Genomic DNA, 22,654 nt, shown 5'->3' on the forward strand with positions numbered 1-22,654 from the left:
AAATGTTTTTCTCCCTGAGTGAAAGGATTCTTTACTGTTTGATTTTTCTGAACAATCCTTACTAAGTCTCCCTAGTGAGTTACCACCCCTAGTAGTTTATGACTAATTTAGCTTTCTGAACAGTTTGTTTTCCAGTTACCATTAGCACATATAGTCCACTACCCATACCCAGCATGTGAAGGTCTGTATCTACATTACCTGTAGAATCAACTTTACGTAAACTATGGTGCACTCTTTTTCCTCTCAAATCGTATACACTTACAGTGATTGTCTCATAGGGCAGAAAACCCTGAGCCTGGATTCGGGTATTTTGGTTTATGGCTGGATTGGGATAAATACTAAGTCCGGAATTGTCATGCTCTGGTAATGAAGCGGCTAATCTGGCAGAACTACTTACTTTGTACACTTCAATACCGGAAAAGTTAGCATCTCCTCCTGAGGCAGAAAGCGTTAGGGTGCCATCTGTGACAGTAGTCAGGTATGGGCCCAGCTTCTTCCAGCTTCCTGCTGTCCCACTGCTGTAAGCGGATTCCACTTTATTTCCTTCCAGATAAATATCAAAAGTCTGAGAGACATTGTCTTCCCAGGTGTATAGATAGAGCTGATAGGTGGCTGGTGTTACATTTAAAAGATTTATCTTCAGGTCAGGCCCTGCTGAGTTGCCCCAGATAGAAGATCGGATCATACTAGCTCGGTTTGCATCCGTATCTGGTTGCAATGTCACTGACTGATTGATGAATGTGTTGCCACTAAAGGAAAAGTTTGCAGCATTCTGGCTGGATTCAAAGTTCTTTCCATCAATCACTACTGCAGGTCCGTTCAGATTTATGGCTCTGTATAAGGTACTAGGTAACTGGGCAGGTGTAAACGCATAGACAGCCGGTGTATTCATGGTTGCATAATTAAAACCTGTTGCCATATACCCTGTATTATTAATTACAAAGGTGGCTGCATCGGATAGTCCTTGCGGAAAGGAAGCATCTTCAAACCAGAGATCTTTTTGCGGATCGTACTGGTAGAACAAGCGAGAAAAGTTGCCTGAAGGAGTAACAAAACTAGGGTTTGGACTACCAATACCCATATACCCCTTATCTCCAATCGAAAAACCAGCCGCTCCTGCCCCTATGATAATACTGTTTCGCCGGGTCCAGTAATTGGTCAGTGGATCATATTGATAAAATTCACTTGTAGCCGCATGTTCTCCATAGTGCTGAGACGAAAGTTGGGTAGTCGTATTGATATACCCTTTATCACCAATAACAAAACCTACGGCAACACGGCCAAAAGAAAGCTCATTGGAGGGATTGGTAGGCAAAGCTCCTGCCTGACCGCCAAAATCTGCCTTTTGTATCCAGCGATCACTCTGATCATCATACATCCAGAAATCTTTCAGGTAAACACTACCACTGTAGCCCATTCCCAGATATCCTTTTCCTGTCAGTGTAAAACCAACAGCCATAGAGCGTGCCTGCCCCGGAAAATCGGCTTTCCGGGTCCAGCTGTTAGTCAGCGGATTATATTCCCACCAGTCTTTTCTTCTGTTTCCACTTGAGTCAATCCCCAATCCCAGATAGGCCTTTCCGTTCACAGAAAACCCAACGGCAGCAAAGCGCATACCACCCGGAAAATCCGCTTTTCGTGTCCAGTTATTAGTGATTGGATCATACTCCCAAAGATCATTTTTCAAGTGGGGCGAAAACAGATGATCAAATCCGGTTGCCACGTACCCTTTTCCATTAATAGAGAACCCTACTGCCTGTGTGCGGGTACCGCTAACATTGCCTCCAGCCACAGAACTTTTTCCCTGCCAGCTACCAACCTGTTCCAGTGAGGCAGGAGGCGTTGCGCAGACAATATTCGAATACGCAGAACTGACTGTCTGGCGGACAGCTCTTACCCGGTAACAAATCTGTGTGTTTGCCTGTGAGAAAGCCGCAAAAGAAGTAGTATTTGCAGCCAATGTACCTGGAAATAATATAGTGGCAGAACTGGGGAAAAGCTCCCTGAAAGGACCATTAGCCGATTCAGCATATTCGACTACATAGGCTGTTTCATCGATTGCATTGTCTTTCCAGGAAAGATTCACCTGAAAAGGCGCAGAAGCAACTGCTTTCAACTGTGAAGGCGTGGCAGGTAGTGAGGGAGAAACCTGGTATATTTCTATGCCCGAAAAGTTTGCAGCTCCCCCCACGCTACCCAGATTGAGCGTCCCGTCTGTAACAGTGACGCTATACGGGCCAAGCCTTTTCCAGCTTCCGGCCTCACCACTGCTATAGCGTTCAACCAGTTTATTTTCCAGATAGATCTCAAAGAATTCAGAGGCATTGTCTTCCCAAACATATAGATATATCTGATAGGCACCCTTTGGAATATCTCCGATGTTGATTGTAAGTGGTTTGTCAGAATTTCCCCACAAAGAAGAGCGGATCATCGTAGCTCTGTCTGAGTCAGTAGGAGGAAGTAGAGGTACAGCCTGGTTTGAAAAAGAATACCCGGTATAACTAAAGTTTTTCACACTATTACTGGATTGAAAAATCTTTCCATCAATTCTCACAGAAGGCCCATTGAAGTTAATAGTGCGATGGAAGCTATAGATCGGGTCTACTGTAGTCTGAACAAGCCAGAAGTCGGATTCTCCTCTGTTGGCAGTGGATCTATCTCCACTAATACCTGAATAAGAGCTTCCTCCCAGCAGATAATTACCGTCCGGAGTGGGAAGAATAGAAAACACCCTGTCATCCTCACTTCCCCCAAACGTTTTGTCCCATTGTTTAACGCCATCTCTGGTCACTTTTATAATCCAGTAATCGGGTCCGCCTTTGTTTATATCCGTTTTCTCCCCTCCAATTCCCGACCAGGAAGGTCCCCCTAACAAATACCCTCCGTCAATAGTGGGGATCATGCACCGAAGTTCATCGTGTTCACTGCCTCCAAACGTTTTATCCCATTGTTTAGTGCCATCGCTGGAGACCTTTACAATCCATTGATCACCTGTAAAAGAGGCTTGCCCTCTATTGGACTCTGATTTTTCTCCTCCAGCATTTGAAGTAGAATATCCTCCAAGCAAATAGCCTCCATCCCATGTTGGAAGCATGGTCAGAAGCAGATCCCAATCGCTGGCGCCAATGGTTTTATCCCACTCTTTCACTCCATTATCACTGATTTTGATAATCCAATAATCCAAAGATCCCCTGTTACTTTCTGATTTTTCGTTTCCTATTCCTGAACTGGACGACCCTCCTAGCAAATACCCTCCAGTTAGAGATGAAACCATAGAATAAGGTGCATCACCACCAGTGCCTCCATAGGTTTTATCCCACTGTTTACTACCATCTTTAGTCACTTTTACAATCCAATAATCAAAATCTCCTCTATTACCGTCCGATTTTTCTGCACCACTATCGGAAGAAGATTGTCCACCCAACAAATACCCTCCATCTGAGGTTGGAACAATAGCCGTAAGAAAATCCTGACTATTTCCTCCAAACGTTTTATCCCATTGCTTAGCACCATCTTTGGTGATTTTTACAATCCAGTAATCGTTTTCCCCTCTATTGCCATCAGACTTTTCTCCTCCTTTCCCTGAGGAAGATGACCCGGCGAGCAGATACCCTCCATCTATCGTTGGCAGAATGTGTTCCAACCGGTCTTCACCAGTGCCTCCATAGGTTTTGTCCCACTGTTTACTACCGTCTTTAGTCACTTTTATAATCCAGTAATCAGGGCCACCTCTGTTTGTATCTGACTTTTCTGCTCCGATCCCTGACCAGGATGATCCAGCGAGCAAATACCCTCCATCAGCAGTGGGGACCATCGAGCGAAGTTCATCATAGTGGTTTCCTCCAAACGTTTTATCCCATTGCCTGACAGGCGACTGGGCCAGAAGTGAAGTTGAGGATAAAAGTAGTAGGTTCCACAATAGTAACCTTACTAATTTGAATTGAGGATCTTGGTTGGCGTAAGCCTGATGCAAAAAACTCCTGAATTGGGAAGGAGCCAATAGGCATGAGTAATGGTATAAACATGTATGCATGGTAGTAAAAATGAGTGTGAGATAAAAAAGAGATAAGAGTAAATAGTATGAGTACAGATCTCTAAGAAGCTCTATCAAAGGGACAGTTTGTTTGTATGACCAAACCATCATAGAAGCTTACAAAGAAAGTTTTTGATTACCGGAGTAGGCCTTTACTTCTTAAAAATGTGCGATCATTTAAAAAATGTGCGGTCATTCCGGGCCGATGCTTCCAATACCTGTATTATTTTCTCAGTATGCGTTTCGTCTTTTAAATTAAAGTGAATGAGGAAGGGGTTTTCTTTTTGTAGCCTTAGCCATCAGCCCGGTCTATCTATCAGCCCAGTTTTTCAGCCTATCTATACTTTTATCGTCTATAGATTGCTTCAACTCGATTCCTTTTACCAATCAAAGGAAGGCGAAATCAAGATTTTTAGCTATACCTGAATTGCTTACTTTCTCAGTGAGTAGTATTACAGGATATCAATTTGTTTTCAATACCCGTTTCTGTTTATAACAGAAGGGCTTTCTGATTATTATTAGTCATCTGAAGGTTCAGTTGTAGGGATATTTTCTTGCATTTCTGATGCATTACTTCGAATTTCCGAATGCCTGATTTCTCCTCCTGTAAAAGCAACTCTTGCCATCACTACCAATACAAGAAGAGAATACAAGGCAACAAGGAGAGAAAACCGATTCCAGCTAAGTGGATTCCGAAAAGGAATAAAGGAAACAAAAGATGCCAAAGTCATCACTCCCATAAGCCACATGGCTACTGAAGCCAATTCCTGATGCACTTCAATGAGATTTTCAGAGATTCCGAGTAGTTCTTTCACTGCATCTTCTGCTTGGGTTCCTGTAAAATAGGTCACAACAGAACTCAGGCCAGTAAGGATGAAAATACCCATACCTACCCGTTGGGTAATTTCGCTTTTTACCAATAATCCAGCACTTACAACAAGGCCACCAAAAAATGTTCCCAGGATTGGAATGTGGTTCAACACTAAATGCCAATAGATTGCATCCATACTCGTGTGTTCGGTTTAGTAGAAACAGATTAGTAGAAACAGAAACAATATATTTACCTACTCTGTAATTGAACATTGTAATTGAACATGAAATCTCAGTAGCGGGTAATCAAAGCAATTCGCTCATGATGGATTAACATCTGATTTTCTACAAAAGTGACTTGACCACCTTTTTGTAACACTATCTGGACAATATCATCTACCACATCTGTAAGTATGGCATGAGAAACCGTTGGAGGAGTCAGATGCAATAGATTTTTATTTTCCTCCACAAATCCGGGCAGAACGAAATCCTTTTCTACAAGTAACTGTAAACCACGACCATCACAAGCTGCCTGCCATACATTCTTCACTCCCTCAACCCCGTGACCATACCCGATTTTTTCTTCCAGCTCTGTGACCAGCTTTTGTTGTTTCCGGGTAACTAACAGCCGAATTTCTTCAAATGCCAGATTAGCCAGTTCGCTCAGAGGAATGCGGGTATAATCTCCTTCAATAGCTCCAATTATATTTCGGGTATGTTTGCTTACCTGTTAGAAAAGGCTGACTGATTGCTCAGTACCTGTGATAATCAAAGCAGAATTGGGGAGTAAGTATTGGGACAGAACATCATCTACAGCATGGAAATAACTTTGTTCTCTGATCTTCTCCAATCCGGATTTCTCTTTTTCAAAGGTTTGGATACGTGTATGTCCACCAGCGAAATGGCTGTGGCTGGGTTTGCTATATTGATAGCTTTCATGGTAGTCTTTGGGAAAGTTCTCGTCGGTTATCTCCTTCAAATCAGTCAGTTTGCCTTTGAACAGGCGAACCCATTGGCTGGTTAGTAAAAGCAGATAATAGTCTGTGGCATATTCGAATTTATAAACCAGGTCACGAATCTCAAAAGAATCTGAGACAAGGACTTTTTCTTTGACCGGGAATGGGAAAGATACTCGTTTTTGAAGATGAGGTGAGACATATAACCCAATTCCATCCAGATTGTGCAGATAATTAATCTGTTGGGCAAGCTCGTCTATTCGTCTGATTAGTTCGCTTATCTGTTCAGGCTTATAGTTATGCCACAGTTGTTGCTTGGTAAGCTCAATCGCTCTTTCAACACGCAGTTCATCGGTGCCCCGTTCAGGTGAAAGACGATGTGTAGGCACAATTACCGATACACATATGTGGCCTTTCTCTTTTTGCATTTTCTGTATTTCCGGATGTAACATGATTTTTGGTGTTAAATCAGAATTAATCAGTAATAGAGAAGATATTTACAGTGATAGATTTGATTTTTACACTTTATGGAACTAACTAATCTATACAGCTTCTCTCTTGCTACTTCTCTCCTGACATTTTTCATTAACTGGATTAAACGTGCACAGGGATGTATCCTTTTATGCACAGGGATGTACCTTTTGTGATAGCCATGTAAAGGAAAACTATATTTTACTCAGTTGCCCTGAGATACATCATAGGAAGAGGTAATTGTGATCAGTTCTTGTAAGTATCCCAATCCACAATTAGGTATCCTAATCAACATTTTGATAGGAAACGGGATTTTGCTTTTATCTGATCAGGAAGGGATGATTTTCTTTTTTTCTGATGCTCCTTAGATAGCACAAATCCTTTCTGTAGATCACCTATAAAACAATACTCTGTTAAAATGTCAAACAAGGGAAGCGTTTATATCATTTCGCCCGCAGGTGCCAACATCTTTTCTTTGTCTTTCTGCTTTTTGACAATCACACATTCAGTAGTAATAAATAATCCTGCAACTGATGCTGCATATTCTAACGCCAGGCGAGCTACCTTCACTGGATCTATTACACCTGAATCAAGCAAATGTTCGTATTGTTCTGTTTTTGCATTGAAACCATAATCATCTTTTTCTGCTTTTACTTTCTGTAAGATTTCACCCGGTTCCAATCCGGCATTGATTAGTATACGATTTAATGGTTCTTGCAAAGCTTTGCGCACAATATCTACTCCTGTTTCTTCTTCACTGGTTAAATCTTTGAGCTTATCCAATTCCTCCAGACAACGGAGATAGGCTATAACTCCGCCCGGAATAATCCCTTCTTCCATCCGAAATAGTAGCTACTTGCTCAATGCGGGCACTATCATTGTTTACAGCTATGGCTAACTGTTTTAATTTATCAATTACCGTTTTCACTGCCTTATCCATTCCTTTTTTTATTTCTTGTGGGTTTATGCCAGCTTCTACTTTTTAAGGCCCCAGATCAGTTAATATGTGTGCCAGTAAAGTAGCCGCGGTAGTGCCATCACCTGCAGCTTCAGAAATACGCATGGCCACATCGCGGATCATTCTTACCCCCATTTCTTCAACAGGGTCTTCCAGTTCGACTTATTTGGCTACTGTAACCCCATCACAAGACATCTGGGGAGTACCATCAAATTTTTCAAAAACCACATTTCTGCCTCTTGGTCCCAGTGTAATAATCACTGCTTTTGCCAATTGATCCACCCCGCTTTTTAGTTTTGTGCGGGCATCCAGGTTATAGTCGATCAGCTTAGTCATAACTACTTAATTATAAGTACTTTATAGGTTTTATTCAAAGTTCTTTTTCCTGAGAATCTTTCAAAATGATAACTATCATGGCTTGTGTTGATCGATCTCACTATCTGTTGTGAGTGAAAATCGAAGATTTCATTCCTTATTTGTACTCTGGATTCTACAACAATAAGTCTATACAACTGTTAATGAGTAGGTGACAAATGAGTAGGAGCAAAAGAGTAGAGGCAAGTGAGCCGTCAATAAGGAAGATAGATACAGAATTGTACTAAATCACTAGTTTATTTATATCACTTCTGATGAACCTATGTCTTTCACTAAATCCATTCTGACTCAGTGGAATAAACAACATAATAGCTTTGAGAAAAGCTTGGCTGTTGTCCAAAAAGAGCTTTCTAGTCGTGCAGTGCACCAATTGCGGGTAAGCATTAAGAAGCTACGCGCCTTTATTAAGCTAACCGAATTAGTAACAAAGGAAAAAGAACATAGTGAACGGCTTCCCAGCACTTCTTATCTATTTCGGATGCTGGGCAAATACAGAGAACTGGATTTACAGCTTGCTGCTGTGTCAGATGCTGACTGTCCGGTTTTCAAATCGCATCTTCAACACTTGAAAATGCAGACAGCCCACGAAATAAAAGCAATGCTTACTCACTTTCAGGAAAAGGAGATAACAAAGTTAGATACCATCATAAAGACCCACCTTGAAACAAAAGCAGACAAACAGGCTCTGAAAAAAACAAAGCAATATATCAGAGAGAAAGACAAAAACACACAAAACCAAAAAGAGTATTTTGCTAAAAATACACATCTGATCCGGAAGCGACTAAAAAATATTGGGTACTGGCTTCAGGTGATTCCTGACCAGAAAATTCTCAGACAGTCAACACTCAAAAAGTTGCACCAGATTGTTTCTATGCTCGGGCTTGCCCATGATGCACAAGTGTTAGGCATCCGAATAAAACATTTCCGGAAAGACTATCTGGTTAAAGGCAACTCTGAAATTAAAATCCTACAACAACTCGAACGCAAAACGAAAAAACACAGCAAACGATACATTCACAACGCCAGACAGATGTATTATCTACTAAATATAAAATAGTCTACATATCCAACTGGTAACATATTCTCTTAGTCGTATATACTTTAGCTTACAACTACCTTAGGTTACATAGCCAGGAATATTTTTGATCAGACGCTAAAGGATTTTATAGGTGATCTTGCTTGTCTGGATATTACATTACTCCTTCTTACCTAATCACACCTTTGTAATCAGTTCTGGGCATGAGTAATGTCATTGAAACGAGCTGATAGCCAGCCTATTTTTGATAAACTTTATTTGCAATCAGGTATAGATTATTTTTCTTATGTGTAGAGCATTTTTTATGTGTACATCTTTATGAAAACCATTGTATTACCTACTGATTATTCAGATAATGCCAGGCAGGCGGCTGAATATGCGGTCTGTCTGGCACAGAGAATGAACAGCAGCCTCGTTCTTTTTCATGCGATTGAACTTCCACTGATTTCATCCTCTGTGCTACCTGCGCTTTCTGTACTGGAACCTATCATTGACTCTCACAGAAAACATCTTGAAGAGCTAAAACAGGTAATTACGCAAAAATATCCCGTACCTGTTTCCTATATGATCCGGGTAGGAACCCTGGCAAAGGTGTTACAGGAATTTCTTGAGCAACAGAATGCAGATCTGGTAGTGATGGGGCTTCGCGGATCTAATCCTGTTACCCATTTCTGGATAGGTAGCAGCACGGCATCAGTCTTAAAAGAATCTAATATTCCTGTGTTGATTTTACCTCAGCTTTATCATTACCATCCCATTTCCCGTATTTTATTTGCCTGTGATCTTAAGCCAATTTCTAATGCACAGGTTCTCTTTCCACTTAAGGATATTGCCTCAGAATCCAAAGCTGTTGTCCGTGTTTTGCACCTGTCAGAAGTTACAGCGTATGAAAAAGAACCAGCGGAGTATACATATCCGGCAGATTATACCCAGACTTCTGTATTTAATCCTGTTCAACTAGCGGAAAGTGGCTCATCTGAAAAGGTTGTATCTGCCAGACAATACTGGCAAGAACAGCTCAAAGAGCTAAGGCCTGAATTTACCAATTTGTATGAAGAAAATATTCCTGAGGCAATAGAAAGAGAAATATTTACCTATGGAGCCGATCTGCTGGTAATGCTTCCCCACCATCATACCTTTTTTCAACGGCTACTGGAAAAGTCGAACACAGAGCAAATGCTTTTTCGGATACATATACCTTTATTGGCTCTTGCCGATTATACAGGAAAGAAAGAGTAATCGCAAGGATACTTATACACCTTAATTAGAATGGATAAAACGCAGTTTGCTCAGGTAGATATAAGTAATCTTGTCTCACAATCAGCACAGGCGATGACAGGGCTCATCGGACAAAAAAGAAATGACATTTATTTTGGCACTATGTTTCAATTAAATCTTTTACTACTATGAAGTCAGATTTTTCTTTGCAACAGGATGTGATCAACGAATTGCGGTGGGAACCTACACTGCATTCCACTGAAATTGGGGTCGCTGTAAAAGACGGTGTGGTAACACTGAGCGGTTATGTACAAAATTACTCAATGAAGGTGGCTGCTGAAAATACTGCGAAACGGGTAAAGGGCGTAAGAGCCGTAGCTCAGGAAATCACCGTTAAAAGCATTGGTAGTCAAACAACAGATGAAGACATTGCCCATGCAATTCTGAATTCGTTTAAATGGCATAGTGAGATTCCGGAAGATAAAATTAAAATACGTGTCCAGAAGGGGTGGGTAACATTGGAAGGTCAGGTCGACTGGCACTATCAGAGAAATGCAGCTGAAAGTGCCATACAGTTTTTGGTAGGAGTTAAGGGGGTGAGCAATTTAATTTCTGTCAAACCTGCCGTAGTCGTCTCAGATGTCAAAACCAAGATCATCGCAGCGCTCCAACGTAATGCTACGCTGGAGGGGCAGCAAATAGATGTAGAAGCCATTGGGACCAAGATTATTTTAAAAGGCAAGGTACATTCCTGGATTGAACGCAAAGAAGCTGAACATGCCGCCTGGGCAGCTCCTGGGGTAACAAATGTAGAAGATGATCTGGTCATCGGCTAATCTAACGAGCTAGCCTCAAACAACATGCTTTCTATAACCACTAATGCACAAAATCTGTTGGGAGAGCGTTTCCAGTTGTTATGCTCTTGCAACAGGGAAGTCAGCAAGGTTACAAAGGTCTTTTCATACGTGATCCCAAACTGAGTGATTGCACTCAGTTACAGAAAGAAGCCCAGAAAGAACAATTCTACAGGCTTCTTTCTTCTCTACGCTTTCTCCCTAGGTTTCGGGCTTTAAATTAATTTTACTCTTACCGTCATGAAACTGATTTGCAAATACAAAAAGATGTGATGGATCAGCTCAGATGGAATCCATTGCTAAATGCCGCAGAGATTGGGGTGGCTGTTAAAAATGGGATAGTTACCTTATCAGTGAGGCCTTTCATCGCAGTGCTACAATTGATGCCAGCAGAATCCATATTGAAATGATTGGTAACCGGATTATTTTGAAAGGACAGGTACGTTCTCTGGCAGAAAAAGCAGACGCTACCAAAGCTGTTTCTGCCGCCCCGGGTATTACCTGTGTGGATAATCGGTTGGAGGTTGCCAATGCAGTTTCATTAGCTTATTAATTTGTCTGTAGAGCTGATCACTTATACAAATCTGATCACTTATACAAAATAGAAATTATCAGCTCTAAAACTTTCTTCCTCCGGATCAATGTAGGGAGATGTTTTTAGCTGCTTGTCCTTCATTCGTGCTTTACCTGCACAAAATAGTATAAGAAACTATAATAAGAAACTACTATCTGACAGATTGCTGTTAGTTCTTTCCTTGTTCTAAAAGGCACTTGCTATTATTTGCTGAGTGCCCTTTTTCTCAATCTATTCACTTGCTAACCTTTACATGCCTGTTATGCTTATCTGTTATCATTTATGTTTACTATCCTCATGTGCCGGATCTGCATCAGTCTATGACAGAAGGAAAAACTGCATTGATTTTTTTTCGTATCCGCATCCTTGAAAAATCAGGAGGGTATGAAAAACAGTGAAAAGTAGGATTGATGTGCAACTAATCCAGATACAATCACACTTAGCCTGTTAAAGAAAAAAACTCAGGCATATAGTTAACCAGGAAGTGTGATTGTATCTGGGAGACTATTGTTTATGGAATAAGTATGTGGGAAGACCAAATAAATCTGACTAATGAGCAGCAATAGTCCTTTCAGATTTATTTGATCTATAATTGACTGGAATTGGGTACTTGCTAAATATAAGATGTACGGCCTGCTCTACCTGGCGTTGGAGCTGTGCCGGATTGTCAATGGCTCCACCAATTGATCCGCGCCAAACCAGAAGCTTTGTGTGTCCATCAATCAGATCTATAATCAGTGTTCCTTCCGTATAGTTATAACTACGTCTGACCATGTAGGGATAGGGATACATACCCCATGGATAGAAGCGCCAGTACCAGCCTCCGTACATCATCGGATAGTATTCATTAACCGAGCTCCGTTTGCGCTCTGTATAGGTATGATAGGAGACAATCATATCCGCAGCGCTATCAACTTCCTCCATTCCTCTGGCAATAAGCTCGGTTGCAATATGAGCATGAATGTTCCGGTCAATAAGGGAACTATGATACAAAGGATTTTCTCTACTCTTTGCCGGATAATCTGTATCAGTTGAGAGAATATCCTGTGAGAGAATGTCGGCAAAAGCGAAGGTATGGTATTTATACAAATCGATACCAGGGTCTGAATCTGTCAAAACCTGAAAAGAGTTACAACTGCTCATACATACAATACTGCATATCCATACCATCAAGTACAGAAAAGGCATATAGGCTAATTTTTTCATAAGATAATCTGATTTGGTAAGCTTAAAGAAAAAACAAGTGATATACCTGCAAGTCTAAAAAAATAAAAGGGCAGATTCGATGATATTATCTTCATAAGTTACTGATAGTGATCATGCAATGTGTTGTAATACAGGGTGATAAACATCATCGGGTGTGGTGATTAAACAGATCGCAGCAAGGCAAAGCCTTTTCTACTTTTGTCTCAGTGAATGGTTGACGTGGCTCTATCACACAATTACATGCCATCAGAAATTAGATGCCATCAGATAGCATTCACAGGATGTTTTCTATGTTTCATTTTAACATTTACTCCTATGTCTCTTATCAAAAGCCGCAATGGCAATTCTCCAGCTCTTCGTTCTATGTTTACAGATTTGTTGGATGTAGATCGTTTTTTTGAGAACACTCCTTTCTTTGGACAAACTTTTCGCCAGTTGCCTTCGGTGAATATTACCGAAAATGATCGATCCTTTGAGGTGGAAATGGCAGCTCCAGGTCTGCATAAAAATGATTTTAAAATCAATCTTGATAATGATCTTCTCACTATATCGGCAGAACATAAAGAAGAAAGCAAAGAAGAGAAGAAAAACTATACCCGGCAGGAATTCAGCTATCAGGCATTTGAACGTTCGTTTATGCTTCCCAAAAGTGTAAATGCCGAATCCATTCAGGCCGATTATACAAATGGTATTCTACATCTTGTAATTCCTAAAAAAGAAGAAGCCAAAAAGCTGCTCAAAGAAATCAAGATATCCTAACAGGGACATTCAATAAACGTACTTTATCAATAAACTGCCTTTGGAAAGCAATACCAGCTATGCCTGAAAAACGCAACCAGTAGTGCTGGCTGCGTTTTTGTTTTTTCCACTGGTGTGTATTTTACTACTAGTGTATATTTTACTACTGGCGAAGAGTTATGTGCGAGATATAGTTTGAGAGCTATACAGCCAGATAGGAAGATAGCATTGCATGGTTACTCAGATTATACAAGTATTTCAATCAATGCCTGCCATATAGTTGAAAAAAGCATTGTTGTCCGAAAATCTATTTAGATGTATTGCCTTATCGGTAAGAGCTAACAGGGGTATATTGGCACGAAAGAACATCTGTTCAGTGTGCGGGCGTTCCAGTAGCCTTTCAAAAAATGTATGGCGGTGAGGAAGCATTACCAGCAGATCAGCTCCAGAGTTCCAGATTTCTTGTTCTATGCCTTTGATTATATCTTTTTCGTACAAAAAGGTATATCCATGCTTGATCTCATCCAATTGCTCTTCCCAGTACGCATTGGAATAGTGAGTAGCTTTATCCTTCTCTGATGAGGGAATATAAAGCATTTGAACCATGGCCTCATAAGCTTGAGCAATTTCTCTTAGAGGCAAGAGTGTCGTTGGATCGACAAATGGTTCAAAGTCGGAGGCAAACAGAATACGTCTGATAGAGTGGTAGGTATAACTCGCCGGTACTGTAATCATAGGAAATGTCGCTTTTCTAAGTAGGGTAGTGGTGGTGCTACCCATAAAAAAATGGGTAATCGGACTGGCGCCCCTGATTCCCATGACTACCACATCTGCCTGTTGCCTATCTACAAGTGAAGGAAGCAAGGCTTCCACCGACCCTTCCATGGTTATACAGTTGATTTCTATAGAAAAGGATTCCAACAGCTTATTCCTTATCTCTTCCAGTCGAATCATAAAGTGATTTTTGATGATCTGGACTACAGGTGGATTTGCTGGCACTGTGTTCATTGTTTGCAAACTCTCAAAAGCGTGAAACAAGATAAGTCGACAATGCATCTTTTGTGCCAGACAAGCGGCATATTCAACAGCCTGATACGCATTTTCCGAATAGTCAGTAGCTACTAAGATCGTTTTCATAAGAGTAATTTTCTGTATTCTTTCTGAGAAACTACTCTTTTGTCAGACTTTCTACTATGATAAAGATCAATGTTCCCTATGAGATATTTATCCGTTTTGTATGGTTAGCTAAACTATATTTACCCATGTAAATTGTGGATAGCATTGTAGAATATACTATTTATAGTACTAGTTATACTCTACATCAAATATAGTACGTAATACCTCTATAGTACGTAATACCTCTTTGCTAGAAAATTTATCGAATGTGAAAAACAGTATGTATCATCCTATTAATTATTTTACAAAAGACTTGTTTTCTTTAAAATAATTAATAAGCTTTCATTGATTTCCACTGTTTGGATTAGCTACGGATATAACTTAACCAAATTAGATAAAATCAAACAGCAAGTTTTTATTATTACCCGAATGCACTTTAAAATTATATAGCTGTAGAACAGGTCGTATAATCAGAAACTAATCACACTCTGGAATTTCATGTCCTACTCTGATCCAGATCAAAGCCGGATACTATAAGTAGATTTGTGATCCATATACATTTTATTAAATCCATTTGCGTTAAACTCTATTTTCTTTGATTACCATTTCCGGCTAATCCATTTCTGATCTTTTCTATTTGGGTTTTCTTATAGATATTCTATTTGTCTTCTGAGCTGTAAACTATCCTTTATGCAAACCATTCTAATTATTGAAGACCGACTTGAAATAAGGGAAAATGCAGCAGAAATTCTGCAATTATCTTCTTATCATGTTTTGCAGGCTGGTAATGGAAAAGAAGGAGTTGAACTGGCACGCAAAAGCAAGCCTGACCTGATTCTTTGTGATGTATTGATGCCTGAACTGGATGGATATGGTGTTTTACATTTATTGCAACGCGATCCGGAAACTGCTGCAATACCCTTCGTTTTCCTTACAGGCAAAGCAGAGAAGAATGATTTGCAGAAAGCGATGGGACTAGGTGCAGATGGCTATCTGATCAAACCCTTTGACGATATCTCCCTGCTGGAACTGGTTGAGATACGGCTTCGGAAATCCGCCTTTTTAAAGCAAAAATTTGAAAACCGTGTTGAGGGAATAGAGCCTTTTTTAAAGACGCTTGACAGAGTTCACGAAATCAAAGAGTTTGTAACAGATGAAAAAAAGATCATCCATATTCGAAAAAAACACCTCATTTTTACTGAAGGAGATTATCCTACAGCAGCATATTTCCTCAGTAAAGGAAAAGTAAAAGCATTTAAGACCAATGCAGAAGGCAGAGAGTATATTACAGCGATTTATAAAGAAGGAGATTTTTTCGGGTATACCGAGATTATTGAGAACTGTCATTACACAGAGTCTACCTCTGCTCTTGAAGCAGTGGAAATGTATGCCATTCAACGCCAGGATTTTTATGCGTTGCTATATTCAAATAATGAGGTTTCCCATAAATTTATTCGAATTCTGGCAGGTGATATCCTCGAACGGGAGGAACGTTTATTGCAACTGGCCTATAATTCGGTACGCAAACGGGTAGCAGATGCCTTGCTCTTTATGGCAGAAAGAGTTCATGCCAGTGTAGATTGTCCTGATGAAGAAATCTCTACTAAACAGATGCACATTTCCCGGGAAGATCTGGCTAATCTGGCCGGAGCATCAAAGGAGACTGTGATCCGTACACTATCTGATTTTAAGCAGGAACGATTGATTGATATTACAGCTAAAGGTGAGATCTGCTTTCTCCAACCCGATAAACTCAAAACACTCCGCAATTAAGCTATCAGGTTTAAGAATAATGTATGATAGTACTGTTTAGATAAATGATTGTAGAATAGTATGGATGCTGAATCGGTTCATTTCTGAACTCTTTCTAGTATTATATAAGTATTTTACAAGCAGTTATGTGACGGATGCAATTACTGTGTTTCTAGTGGTTGTCGATTTGTCAAAAAGGTTGTTTCAGTATGGAAATGGCCTACCCGATAGAAAAAGACATACTGCTGGCAGTAGGAGAAGATACACTTTTCTTCTATCCAAATGAAAACTCTTTTAATACCAGTTCAAGTTTTTAATGCCAGTACAGGAAAAATATCAGCATCTATTTCTTTGGATGCATTTTCCCATTTGCAAACTGCCAGTTTTTCTCCTGTAGCTTCTATTAAATCAATAACCTCCATAATGGGACCAGTAGAAGTAGAACCAGCAGAAAAATCCTGATGGTTAAAATACACCTTATTCTTTAATCTTATTTCCTTATTAGTATGTTTCAAAAAAGGAATAATTCTGATATGTCTGGAAAGAAACAGATCTCTTTGTAGATCGTTTTCAGGACTAAACCAAACACATTGATAGAAAGTCGGCTTATGTGTAATCTTCACAATGGTCATTTTTTCACCAGTAAAGATATTTTCTACACTATCCCCGACTTGAAGCTGTTGATCAGACAATTTCATGGGTTATCCTATTTCTCAAACAAAGTTCTTCCAAACCTAAGGGTAGTTGTATAAAGGCAAAGACTAGTTTGTATTATTCCGATGATGCTGGTTGCTACATTTTCAGGAACTCTAACCCGTTATAAACCACAAAGGCCGGCCAGAAAATTGCCTTGAAAAATCCCACTACACCCATCCAGAATGTAGTAGCATGCTGGATGTAATATACTATTGCACCAATGAATCCTAACCCATAGACTGCATCGCTACGGGTTACAGTGATTCTTCTTTTATATGTCTGTGGCTCCATCTCTAAGAATAATTAAGATAAGAATAGATAATTAGGGCTTAGTTTATAGAGTCAAAGGAAGGTAAAAACTCACTTACTTTTGCTTTGGCACGCTCACCAGAACAGCTAATTGTACTCATACCGTATGATGATTGAGGTCATTGTCTTTGGGTAGAGTAAAGTCCATCTTTCTGCCTGATCTATCGAGTATGTACTCCATTTATCTACTGAAGTATGTTCACTTATCCATTGAAGTATGTTCATGCATACATTCATTCGACTTACCCAGGTATTTTACTCTTTATCACCATTTTAATCTTCTATCCTATATGAACTTTTTTTTAGATAGACAGGAAGCAGGCATGCAACTGGCAGAGAAGCTAAGTAAGTACCAAAATCAGGATTGTATTGTGCTGGCTGTTCCACGAGGTGGAGTCGTAGTTGCCTATGAGGTAGCGAAAAAGCTGCATTTCCCTATGGATGTGATTCTTGCCAAAAAGATTTGACATCCCTTACACCCCGAATATGCTATAGGTGCTGTCAGCCTGAATGAGGCGATTGTACTTCCTCATGAGGGTGTTTCGGATACATACATTCAACAGTAAACACAGCAAATCAAAGCCCGGTTGGAAGAAATGCAGCAAAAGTACAGGGCTGGTAAACCCATGAGCGATGTTGCTGGAAAAACAGTCATTGTGGTAGATGATGGCGCAGCTACGGGTAATACACTACTGGAAACGGTTCAGCTATTGATGAAAGAAAAACCCGGACGTATTGTGATTGCTCTGCCGATTTCTTCCCGAAGTGCAATGGAGCAATTAGCTATACAGGCTGCTGAAGTAGTATGTTTGCTCACACCCCGGGAATTTCGGGGTGTAGGAGCCTTTTATGCTAGCTTCGAACAAATAACCGATCAACAGGTGCTTGAATACCTACATCGTTTGGATTCAGAAAAGGCCCTGGGCAGCAAGTTGAAAGCAGCAAGTTGAAAACTGTTACTACTCCCAGATTAACTGTACTACTTACAGATTATTTGTAGCATCGATTACGAGTAAAACAAGCACAATCAGTGCTTTGTATGACTACTATCATCGCACCAGCCAGTCGTGAATTATTACCTTGGTATTGTTCTAACAAAAGATATGTATTCATGGACTGTATCCATTGAAATATACAGAGGAAATACAAAGGAATTCACAACGGATTAATTCACAACGGATTAATTTTTTATCCTCTGAAAGGTCTTTCATTTCGAAAAAAGAACGTACATACATTCTCTTCCTATACCTATATTCTTTTAGTCTATGGATTCGTATTTTAAAAACAAAGTTGTGATTATCACTGGTGGCAGTTTCGGCATTGGTCAGGCAACGGCAATGGCCTTTGCCCGCCTTGGGGCAACTATCACGATTGCCGATCTGCAGGAAAACTCTCAAACAATGGATGCCATCAAAGCTATGGGAGGACAGGTACTGTTTAGTCCCTGTGATGTGAGCCAAAGTAAAGATGTAAAGGCAATGGTCTATCAGACAATGGATAAATTTGGGAGGTTGGATTTTGCTTTTAATAATGCAGGTATTGAAGGAAAGACACAAACAATAGCGGATAGCTCAGAAGACGATAGCTCAGAAGAAAACTTTGATAAAACAACAGCCATCAATCTAAAGGGAATATGGCTTTGCATGAAATACCAGCTTCCCCACATGATCAACGCAGGCAAGGGGGCTATTGTCAACTGCTCCTCAGTGGCAGGGAAAATCGGATTTCCAGGCGCGGCTGCCTATGTGGCTTCCAAACATGGTGTTTTGGGCCTTACCAAAACCGCAGCCCTGGAAAACGCTCAAAGAGGTATTCGTATCAATGCAGTCTGTCCGGGTGTAATTAAAACGCCAATGATAGACCGCGTGACAGGGAAAAACAAAGAAGCAGAACATCAGTACGAAAGCCTGGAACCAATGAACCGGATGGGTCTACCTCAGGAGATAGCTCAAGCAGTTGTATGGCTGTGTTCTGAAGAAGCTTCCTTTGTTACTGGTCATGCTATGGATGTAGATGGAGGCTGGCTAGCCGGCTGAACGCTGATCCGGACTGAGTACTCCTCCAGGCTAATACTCTCTCCAACTATGGATTCTTTTCTTGCCGAATAGTTAGGCAATACTATTTTTTTCAAAAGCAGAACAATCTTAAAAAATAGCAACCTTTTATTCATTGTAACTACTATTGATATGAAAAAGCTACTGCTATCATGGCTGTGCGTTATAGTTATCTGCCAGGGCTATGCCATGCACATAAAATATGGGGATACTATTACCATTAATCAGCCTGTTTACGAAGATGTCTATGTGGCTGCAGGTACGGTTGTGATCAATGCACCTATTCACGGAGATCTGATTGCCGGAGGGGGAACTATTACCATCAATGATACGATAGATAACGATATTCTTTCAGCAGGTGGTACTATTATCTTTAATGGATATGTAGGCGATGATATCCGGTGTATGGGAGGAAGGCTGCATTTGTTAAAAAGTGTTGCAGGGGATGTAGTTCTTTCCGGAGGAAAACTGCTGATCAATAAAGGTGTTATCGTTGGAGGGAGTCTGCTAATGAGTGGAGGCAGCGCAACTATCAGTGGTACTGTCAGGCAAAATATTCAGGCCGCGTTTGATTCCTTTGTTTTCAATGGACTGGTAGGCAAGAATGTGGATTTTCGGGGAAACAAGCTTCAAATCAATGGTCTGATTAATGGCAAGTCTATACTGGCTGCCAATCAGATTGAACTTGGGCCAAACGCTCGCTTCTATGGAGATGTCAGCTACTGGAATCCAGACGAGAAACTCGATTTTAAACACACTCTCAAAAACGCAAAAGCTGCCTTTGACCCCTCTCTGCAAGTAGATACCGGACGATGGCATTATCTGGGATTTGCCTCTTCACTGGCTGTGTTATGGTATCTGGGGGCGGCTCTGGTGCTGATTGTACTAGCAGAGTATCTGTTTGACAGGACGTTCAGACAAGCTGCTACGCTGGTTGTAGATCAGGCAGGTAAATCTATCGGATATGGGTTGTTATTTTTTGTGGCAGTACCTGTTAGTATAGCCTTATTTTTTGCCACTCTAATTGGCATCCCACTTGGGATAATTGTGCTCATGGCCTACCTGACAGTACTTGTACTTTCCCATGTGATCACTTCATTAGTCGCATCCCAATGGTTAAATAGGCAATATGGCTTGGGAAGCTGGAAAAAAAGCAAACTGATTATGGCTTCTCTGGGGATATTTATTCTTCTGAAGGTGATCCTGTCTATTCCTTTTCTAGGCTGGCTGGTCAATCTGGTAATAGTCTGTCAAGCATTCGGATCAATAGTACTGGCCGGCAACAAAAAGAAAAAAATGGTTGACACCCCAGCTATAATAACTAGTATGGCAGGTTTATAGAGATTGAATCGGACTTGACTACACACTCATATGACTTTGCTAAATGCCTTTTCTCTTTTATGTATCTCAATTCAAGTATCTAGTTTATGTATCTTAGTCTAACCTCTTATCTCAGATACAATGTTATCTCCAAAACGTACTCACCACAGAAAAAAGTCAGATCAATTGGATGAGCAGGAATCTACTCCCAAGAAAATATCAAACTGGCTGTCAGTACTGTTTTTTATTTTGACCATCCTGTTTTTGATCTTTACCAGTAACTCTGCTGTAAAACAAATCAGTTGGAAGGAATTTGACAATACCCTTTTACAAAAGAATGCGGTTGCCAAAGTTGAAATTGTGGATAATGAGCTGGTAAGTGTGTATCTGAAAAGAGAATTGGCAGAAGATCCACGCTTCAAAGATGTCTTTTATCCGAACAAAATGGGAAAAATCCTTGATACGGGTCCGCATTATCAGTTTGTAATTGGTTCAGTTGACGTGTTTGAACGAAAGCTGGAACAAGCACAGAAAAATATACCTGAAAATGACAGGGTGGAGGTGGTTTATATTCGCAAGTCCAACGGATGGACTACTTTACTTGCCTGGATAATACCCTTTATTCTTTTACTTTTCCTGCTTCGTTACATTTCCTCGCGGCCCGGTGCTATGGGAGATAGTTCTGTGTTCAACTTTGGAAAATCAACGGCTTTGCTACAGGAAAAAGAGAATAAAAGTACAATTTGTTTTGACGATGTTGCTGGATTGGAAGAAGCCAAAGTGGAGGTAAAAGAGATTGTTGACTTTCTGAAAGATCCTACAATCTATACACATCTTGGAGCTAAAATACCCAGAGGAATTATGCTGATCGGACCACCCGGTACCGGAAAAACATTACTGGTCAAGGCAGTAGCCGGACAGGCCCAGGTGCCTTTTTTTTCTATATCTGGCTCTGAATTTGTAGAAATGTTTGTAGGGGTGGGAGCATCCCGTGTGCGGGATCTGTTTAAACAAGCTAAAGCCAAGGCTCCCTGTATCATCTTCATTGATGAAATTGATGCTGTTGGACGCTTGAGAAGTAAAAATGCCTTTTATACAGGGGCCAATGATGAGCGGGAAAGTACACTCAATCAACTGCTGACTGAAATGGACGGATTTAGTGCCAATACAGGTATTATTGTATTGGCGGCCACCAATCGGGCCGATATGCTGGACCCAGCTTTATTACGTCCGGGTCGTTTTGACAGACATATTTATCTGGAACTTCCCAATCTGACAGAGCGAAAGGCTATCTTTAAAGTTCACCTTCAATCCATTCGGGCGGAAGATTCGCTGGATGTGGATTTCCTTTCAGGGCAAACTCCTGGTTTTTCGGGAGCTGATATTGCCAATATTTGTAATGAAGCAGCCCTGATTGCGGCAAGAAACAAAAAAGAGAAAGTCGAGAAAGCAGATTTTATCAATGCCGTAGACCGAGTGATTGCAGGTCTTGAGAAAAAGAGCAAAATTATCTCTGAAAAAGAGAAGAAAATCATTGTCTATCACGAAGCGGGTCATGCATTGGTTAGCTGGATGCTCAAGCATGTTGATCCGCTCATTAAAGTCTCGATTGTTCCTCGTGGCCAGTCGCTGGGTGCTGCCTGGTATCTGCCTGAAGAAAGACAGATTAAAACCCGTACTGAATTTGTCGATATACTATGTGCTACATTGGGTGGCAGAGCAGCAGAGGAAATCATCTTTGGCGATGTTTCTTCCGGTGCTCTAGATGATCTGGAAAAGGCAACCAAACAAGCCTATACTATGATTGCCTACTATGGATTTGATAAAAAGATAGGAAATATCAGTTTTTACGATTCGGCAGGGAACCAGAATCCAACGCTTCAGAAGCCTTATAGTGAACAAACAGGAAACCTGATTGATGAGCAGGTCCGCAATCTGATTGAAAGTGCCTACCAGCGAACAAAATCCCTTTTGGAAGAACACAAAGATTCGTTGCAGATAATGGCTGAGCTTCTCTTGCAAAAAGAAGTGATATTTAAAGAGGATATGGAAAAAGTATTAGGCAAACGCCTATCTGAACAGGTAAATAAGAATCTCGTTTCTGTTTTCTGATTGTTCTTTCACTAAGTACATACTTAGCATTTTAGTGAAATGATCTTGTGAAATGATCTGGCGCAA

Annotated in this window: 22 protein-coding genes and 1 pseudogene; 13 read left to right on the forward strand and 10 right to left on the reverse strand. The window is 40.6% G+C overall.

Going from position 1 to position 22,654, the window contains the following annotated elements:
• Window positions 1-88: 88 nt before the first annotated feature.
• From QNI22_RS37375 to QNI22_RS37400, 6 genes and pseudogenes are all read right to left on the reverse strand, one after another.
• Window positions 89-3,919, reverse strand: coding sequence for a T9SS type A sorting domain-containing protein (locus QNI22_RS37375; RefSeq protein WP_314519363.1), 3,831 nt, complete (start codon window positions 3,917-3,919; stop codon window positions 89-91).
• 632 nt (window positions 3,920-4,551) lie between these two features.
• Entirely contained in the window at window positions 4,552-5,040 is a 489-nt protein-coding gene (locus tag QNI22_RS37380) for a hypothetical protein (protein ID WP_314519365.1), read from the reverse strand.
• Window positions 5,041-5,135: 95 nt separating this feature from the next.
• Window positions 5,136-6,251, reverse strand: a pseudogene (locus tag QNI22_RS37385) (baeRF3 domain-containing protein).
• 457 nt (window positions 6,252-6,708) lie between these two features.
• Entirely contained in the window at window positions 6,709-7,110 is a 402-nt protein-coding gene (locus QNI22_RS37390; RefSeq protein ID WP_314519367.1) for a TCP-1/cpn60 chaperonin family protein, read from the reverse strand.
• Window positions 7,046-7,210: a hypothetical protein gene (locus tag QNI22_RS37395; protein WP_314519370.1), complete on the reverse strand. Its 165-nt coding sequence runs from the start codon at window positions 7,208-7,210 to the stop codon at window positions 7,046-7,048. The genes QNI22_RS37390 and QNI22_RS37395 overlap by 65 nt, the downstream gene beginning before the upstream one ends.
• Before the next feature lie 180 nt (window positions 7,211-7,390).
• Window positions 7,391-7,564, reverse strand: coding sequence for a hypothetical protein (locus tag QNI22_RS37400; protein WP_314519372.1), 174 nt, complete (start codon window positions 7,562-7,564; stop codon window positions 7,391-7,393).
• A gap of 301 nt (window positions 7,565-7,865) precedes the next feature.
• On the opposite strand from QNI22_RS37400, the gene QNI22_RS37405 reads away from it, so the two are divergent.
• The 6 genes from QNI22_RS37405 to QNI22_RS37425 all read left to right on the forward strand — a co-directional run bounded on the left by QNI22_RS37405 (window position 7,866) and on the right by QNI22_RS37425 (window position 11,264).
• On the forward strand, window positions 7,866-8,660 hold the full coding sequence (locus QNI22_RS37405) for a CHAD domain-containing protein (protein WP_314519374.1): 795 nt from the start codon (window positions 7,866-7,868) through the stop codon (window positions 8,658-8,660).
• A 297-nt stretch (window positions 8,661-8,957) separates the two neighbouring features.
• Window positions 8,958-9,878 (forward strand): universal stress protein, encoded by a 921-nt coding sequence (locus tag QNI22_RS37410; protein ID WP_314519376.1) that lies wholly within the window; start codon window positions 8,958-8,960, stop codon window positions 9,876-9,878.
• 30 nt (window positions 9,879-9,908) lie between these two features.
• Entirely contained in the window at window positions 9,909-10,049 is a 141-nt protein-coding gene (locus tag QNI22_RS37415) for a hypothetical protein (RefSeq protein WP_314519378.1), read from the forward strand.
• Window positions 10,046-10,693, forward strand: coding sequence for a BON domain-containing protein (locus QNI22_RS37420; RefSeq protein ID WP_314519379.1), 648 nt, complete (start codon window positions 10,046-10,048; stop codon window positions 10,691-10,693). Before QNI22_RS37415 ends, QNI22_RS37420 begins: the two co-directional genes overlap by 4 nt.
• Before the next feature lie 269 nt (window positions 10,694-10,962).
• A complete protein-coding gene (locus QNI22_RS40450; protein WP_419836269.1) occupies window positions 10,963-11,121 on the forward strand; it encodes a BON domain-containing protein in 159 nt (52 codons plus the stop codon).
• Window positions 11,061-11,264 (forward strand): BON domain-containing protein, encoded by a 204-nt coding sequence (locus tag QNI22_RS37425; RefSeq protein WP_314519409.1) that lies wholly within the window; start codon window positions 11,061-11,063, stop codon window positions 11,262-11,264. Before QNI22_RS40450 ends, QNI22_RS37425 begins: the two co-directional genes overlap by 61 nt.
• A gap of 570 nt (window positions 11,265-11,834) precedes the next feature.
• Here the strand turns inward: QNI22_RS37425 and QNI22_RS37430 are convergent.
• Window positions 11,835-12,491 carry a DUF4136 domain-containing protein gene (locus QNI22_RS37430; RefSeq protein ID WP_314519380.1) on the reverse strand — a complete coding sequence of 219 codons (657 nt, stop codon included), beginning with the start codon at window positions 12,489-12,491 and terminating at the stop codon, window positions 11,835-11,837.
• A 315-nt stretch (window positions 12,492-12,806) separates the two neighbouring features.
• Here QNI22_RS37430 and QNI22_RS37435 point away from each other — a divergent pair, with 315 nt between their 5' ends.
• Window positions 12,807-13,250 carry an Hsp20/alpha crystallin family protein gene (locus QNI22_RS37435; RefSeq protein ID WP_314519381.1) on the forward strand — a complete coding sequence of 148 codons (444 nt, stop codon included), beginning with the start codon at window positions 12,807-12,809 and terminating at the stop codon, window positions 13,248-13,250.
• 237 nt (window positions 13,251-13,487) lie between these two features.
• Here QNI22_RS37435 and QNI22_RS37440 read toward each other — a convergent pair whose 3' ends face one another.
• Window positions 13,488-14,366 (reverse strand): universal stress protein, encoded by an 879-nt coding sequence (locus QNI22_RS37440; protein ID WP_314519383.1) that lies wholly within the window; start codon window positions 14,364-14,366, stop codon window positions 13,488-13,490.
• Between the two features lie 669 nt (window positions 14,367-15,035).
• Between QNI22_RS37440 and QNI22_RS37445 the strand changes: the two genes are divergently transcribed.
• Window positions 15,036-16,118 carry a response regulator gene (locus QNI22_RS37445; RefSeq protein WP_314519385.1) on the forward strand — a complete coding sequence of 361 codons (1,083 nt, stop codon included), beginning with the start codon at window positions 15,036-15,038 and terminating at the stop codon, window positions 16,116-16,118.
• A 284-nt stretch (window positions 16,119-16,402) separates the two neighbouring features.
• Here QNI22_RS37445 and QNI22_RS37450 read toward each other — a convergent pair whose 3' ends face one another.
• Both QNI22_RS37450 and QNI22_RS37455 read right to left on the reverse strand, forming a co-directional pair.
• Window positions 16,403-16,795, reverse strand: coding sequence for a hypothetical protein (locus tag QNI22_RS37450; protein ID WP_314519386.1), 393 nt, complete (start codon window positions 16,793-16,795; stop codon window positions 16,403-16,405).
• 94 nt (window positions 16,796-16,889) lie between these two features.
• Window positions 16,890-17,084 carry a hypothetical protein gene (locus QNI22_RS37455; protein WP_314519387.1) on the reverse strand — a complete coding sequence of 65 codons (195 nt, stop codon included), beginning with the start codon at window positions 17,082-17,084 and terminating at the stop codon, window positions 16,890-16,892.
• Window positions 17,085-17,392: 308 nt separating this feature from the next.
• On the opposite strand from QNI22_RS37455, the gene QNI22_RS37460 reads away from it, so the two are divergent.
• The 5 genes from QNI22_RS37460 to ftsH all read left to right on the forward strand — a co-directional run bounded on the left by QNI22_RS37460 (window position 17,393) and on the right by ftsH (window position 22,588).
• The gene (locus tag QNI22_RS37460) at window positions 17,393-17,569 is read left to right on the forward strand and encodes a phosphoribosyltransferase family protein (RefSeq protein WP_314519389.1); all 177 of its coding nucleotides are present in this window, start codon (window positions 17,393-17,395) and stop codon (window positions 17,567-17,569) included.
• 159 nt (window positions 17,570-17,728) lie between these two features.
• Window positions 17,729-18,052: a phosphoribosyltransferase family protein gene (locus QNI22_RS37465; protein WP_314519391.1), complete on the forward strand. Its 324-nt coding sequence runs from the start codon at window positions 17,729-17,731 to the stop codon at window positions 18,050-18,052.
• Between the two features lie 315 nt (window positions 18,053-18,367).
• Window positions 18,368-19,138, forward strand: coding sequence for a glucose 1-dehydrogenase (locus tag QNI22_RS37470; protein ID WP_314519393.1), 771 nt, complete (start codon window positions 18,368-18,370; stop codon window positions 19,136-19,138).
• A gap of 150 nt (window positions 19,139-19,288) precedes the next feature.
• A complete protein-coding gene (locus QNI22_RS37475) occupies window positions 19,289-20,497 on the forward strand; it encodes a DUF8173 domain-containing protein (RefSeq protein ID WP_314519394.1) in 1,209 nt (402 codons plus the stop codon).
• A 120-nt stretch (window positions 20,498-20,617) separates the two neighbouring features.
• Window positions 20,618-22,588, forward strand: coding sequence for an ATP-dependent zinc metalloprotease FtsH (ftsH, locus tag QNI22_RS37480; protein WP_314519396.1), 1,971 nt, complete (start codon window positions 20,618-20,620; stop codon window positions 22,586-22,588).
• Window positions 22,589-22,654 lie beyond the last annotated feature (66 nt).

Source organism: Xanthocytophaga agilis (assembly GCF_030068605.1).
In the GTDB taxonomy this organism is placed as follows: Bacteria; Bacteroidota; Bacteroidia; order Cytophagales; family 172606-1; genus Xanthocytophaga; species Xanthocytophaga agilis.